This window comes from Acidithiobacillus sp. TH-A36, assembly GCF_057473445.1.
Genome location: NZ_JBYCKP010000016.1, coordinates 1 through 2,601, shown reverse-complemented (window position 1 = coordinate 2,601; position 2,601 = coordinate 1). Strand labels below are relative to the sequence as shown.

The 2,601-nt window shown below is 49.5% G+C and carries 3 protein-coding genes and 1 pseudogene; 3 read left to right on the top strand and 1 reads right to left on the bottom strand.

All coding sequences use genetic code 11. The features are described 5' to 3' along the window. The 3 genes from rfaD to AC2VLY_RS00380 all read left to right on the top strand — a co-directional run. Window positions 1–907: ADP-glyceromanno-heptose 6-epimerase (rfaD, locus tag AC2VLY_RS00390; protein ID WP_486921580.1), on the top strand; the 907-nt coding region annotated here is incomplete at its 5' end. Beyond that, window positions 907–1,917, top strand: a complete 1,011-nt coding sequence (locus AC2VLY_RS00385) for an NAD-dependent epimerase (protein ID WP_010642857.1) — start codon at window positions 907–909, stop codon at window positions 1,915–1,917. The genes rfaD and AC2VLY_RS00385, both read left to right, overlap by 1 nt. Beyond that, window positions 1,907–2,320, top strand: a complete 414-nt coding sequence (locus AC2VLY_RS00380) for a hypothetical protein (protein ID WP_486892693.1) — start codon at window positions 1,907–1,909, stop codon at window positions 2,318–2,320. The genes AC2VLY_RS00385 and AC2VLY_RS00380 overlap by 11 nt, the downstream gene beginning before the upstream one ends. Here AC2VLY_RS00380 and AC2VLY_RS00375 read toward each other — a convergent pair. Then, window positions 2,321–2,601: pseudogene (locus AC2VLY_RS00375) on the bottom strand (fatty acid desaturase); the annotation flags it as partial.

Below are 2,601 nucleotides of genomic sequence, written 5' to 3'. Positions count from 1 at the left end.
CGTGGTCGACCACCTGACTCGCGCTGACAAGTTTCTCAACCTCACCGATCTGGAAATTGCCGACTACATGGAAGCTGAGCGTCTTCTGGAGTTGATTGAGAGAGATCAGCTGCAAGGCGTTGAAGCCGTTTTCCATGAAGGCGCCTGTTCCGATACCATGGCTACGGATGGGCGTTATGTCATGGAAAACAATTATGCTTTCAGCAAGGCGTTACTGCATTGGTGTCAACGGCATAATGTTCCTTTTCTGTATGCTTCCAGTGCTTCTGTTTACGGTATGACCGGAAGTTTTACGGAAGAACGCCAAGCCGAATCTCCCCTGAATATTTATGGTTTCAGCAAGTTTCAGTTTGACCAGTATTTACGGCGCATGTGGAACGAGTTGAAGGCCCCGGTACATGGATTTCGCTACTTCAATGTCTATGGTCCCCGGGAGTTTCATAAGGGCCGTATGGCTTCTGTGGCGATGCATTTTTACAGGCAATATCGGCTGGATGGGCATGTGCATCTGTTCGCGGGCAGCGCAGGTTATGCGGATGGTGAGCAACGTCGAGATTTTATTCACGTAGATGACGTGGTGTCCGTCAATATGCACTTTCTGGATCATCCACGCAGCAGTATTTATAACGTGGGCACGGGGCAGGCTCAAAGCTTCAATGATGTGGCTGTCACTGTGGTCAACAGTATGCGGCGCATGGCCGGTGAGGAAACTCACGATTTACCCGGCCTGCAAAAATCCCAAACCATTCGCTATATCAGCATGCCAGAAGCACTGCATGGTAAATATCAAAGTTTCACACAGGCAGATATTCACCAATTACGCGCTGCCGGTTATAGCAAAACCTTTCTCTCTGTAGAACAGGGAGTGGAACGATACATCGACTGGCTGGCTGAACGGGACCAATAATGGAAACGCGGGTACTTATCACCGGCGTTGCCGGATTCATTGGGTTTCACCTGGCGCGGCGTTTGCTGGCCGATGGATGGATTGTGCAGGGGATTGATAATCTTAACGACTATTATGATCCTAACCTCAAAAAAGATCGTCTCGCGCAACTGGAAGGTCATCCAGCTTTTCAGTTTAAAAAAATCGATCTGGCAGATCGCTCCGCTATGGAAACACTTTTTGCGGGACCGCATTTTGATGTGGTAATCCATCTGGCCGCTCAGGCTGGTGTGCGTTATTCATTGCAGGCTCCACACAGTTATGTGGACAGTAATGTGACCGGTTTCTTGCACATCCTTGAGGGATGTCGGGCACAAAAAGTCGGACATCTGCTTTTTGCGTCTTCCAGTTCGGTCTATGGTGCTAATAGTCAACTCCCTTACAGTGTTCACGATCCGGTGGATCATCCAGTCAGCCTTTATGCGGCCACCAAGCGGGCAGGGGAGTTGATGGCTCACAGTTATGCGCACCTGTATGGCATTCCCTGTACGGGTCTGCGTTTTTTTACCGTTTATGGTCCCTGGGGAAGGCCGGACATGGCGTATTTCAGCTTTACCCGCAAAATTCTTGCCGGTGAAAAAATTCCGGTATTCAATCATGGAAAAATGCAGCGGGATTTTACGTATATTGACGATATTATAGAAGGGATCACCCGTCTTGTTCCGAAAATCCCCGGTCCACAGGCAAACTGGCCTGCGGATCCGGCATCAAGTGCCGCGCCTTTTCAGATACACAATATCGGTAATCATACACCAGTAGCCCTGACGGACTTTATTCAAACGCTGGAAGAGTGTCTGGATAAAAAAGCAGAAATCGAATGGCTGCCCATGCAGGATGGCGATGTGGTGGCTACTTACGCGGATGTCTCTGCTCTTCAGGAGGCCGTCGCTTTCGCTCCGGACACGCCCTTGCGTGCAGGATTGCAGCAATTTGTGGACTGGTACCGTCGGTATTATGGCAATGCCCAATAGGTATAAACCACTTCATCTGCAAAGCATCCGTCTGCGCAGTCGAACGGAGTTTATTTGGCACCAGCTCCGCTACACCGCCATTGGTTTGGGTTTTATGACCATCTCTTTGGGGGTCGGTATCCTGGGTTACCATTTTCTGGGACAAATCAATTGGATCAACAGCCTGCTCAATGCCAGCATGATTCTCAGTGGCATGGGTCCGGTGTCCAGTCTGCATGGGACAGCCGCAAAACTGTTTGCCAGTGCCTTCGCTTTGTACTCGGGCATTGTCTATCTGGCAGTATCTGCTGTTCTTCTTTACCCGATCGTCATGCGGCTCCTGAAGATTTTGCATCTTCAGGCTCTGAACACCGCTTCGGATAATTTGCATGCACAGCCTAACATCTATGCAGATGACGAATAATCAATAAGCCGTTTTTCCGGGGTAAACGCTGGCATCTCTCGAAACACTCCTCTCAGTGGCTTTTTGTTCAATCCAGCTGCGTCCGGAACGGAAGCTCATCCATTGCTTTGCGTCATAATCATAGAGTTTGCAGGTGCTGAATATCCGGCGCACGGATCTAAAACTAAAACGCATTTCATGTAGGTAGATACCATAGGCCGAGCGCAGGTCTTCATAAGCTGCTTCAAGATGATAATAGGGGATACGCGGATCTACATGATGCGGCGCATGAATCAGGATGT

Coding starts and splice junctions, on each gene's coding strand:
- AC2VLY_RS00380 (WP_486892693.1), top strand. CDS start 1,907: ATGCCCAATAGGTATAAACCACTTCATCTGCAAAGCATCCGTCTGCGC.
- AC2VLY_RS00385 (WP_010642857.1), top strand. CDS start 907: ATGGAAACGCGGGTACTTATCACCGGCGTTGCCGGATTCATTGGGTTT.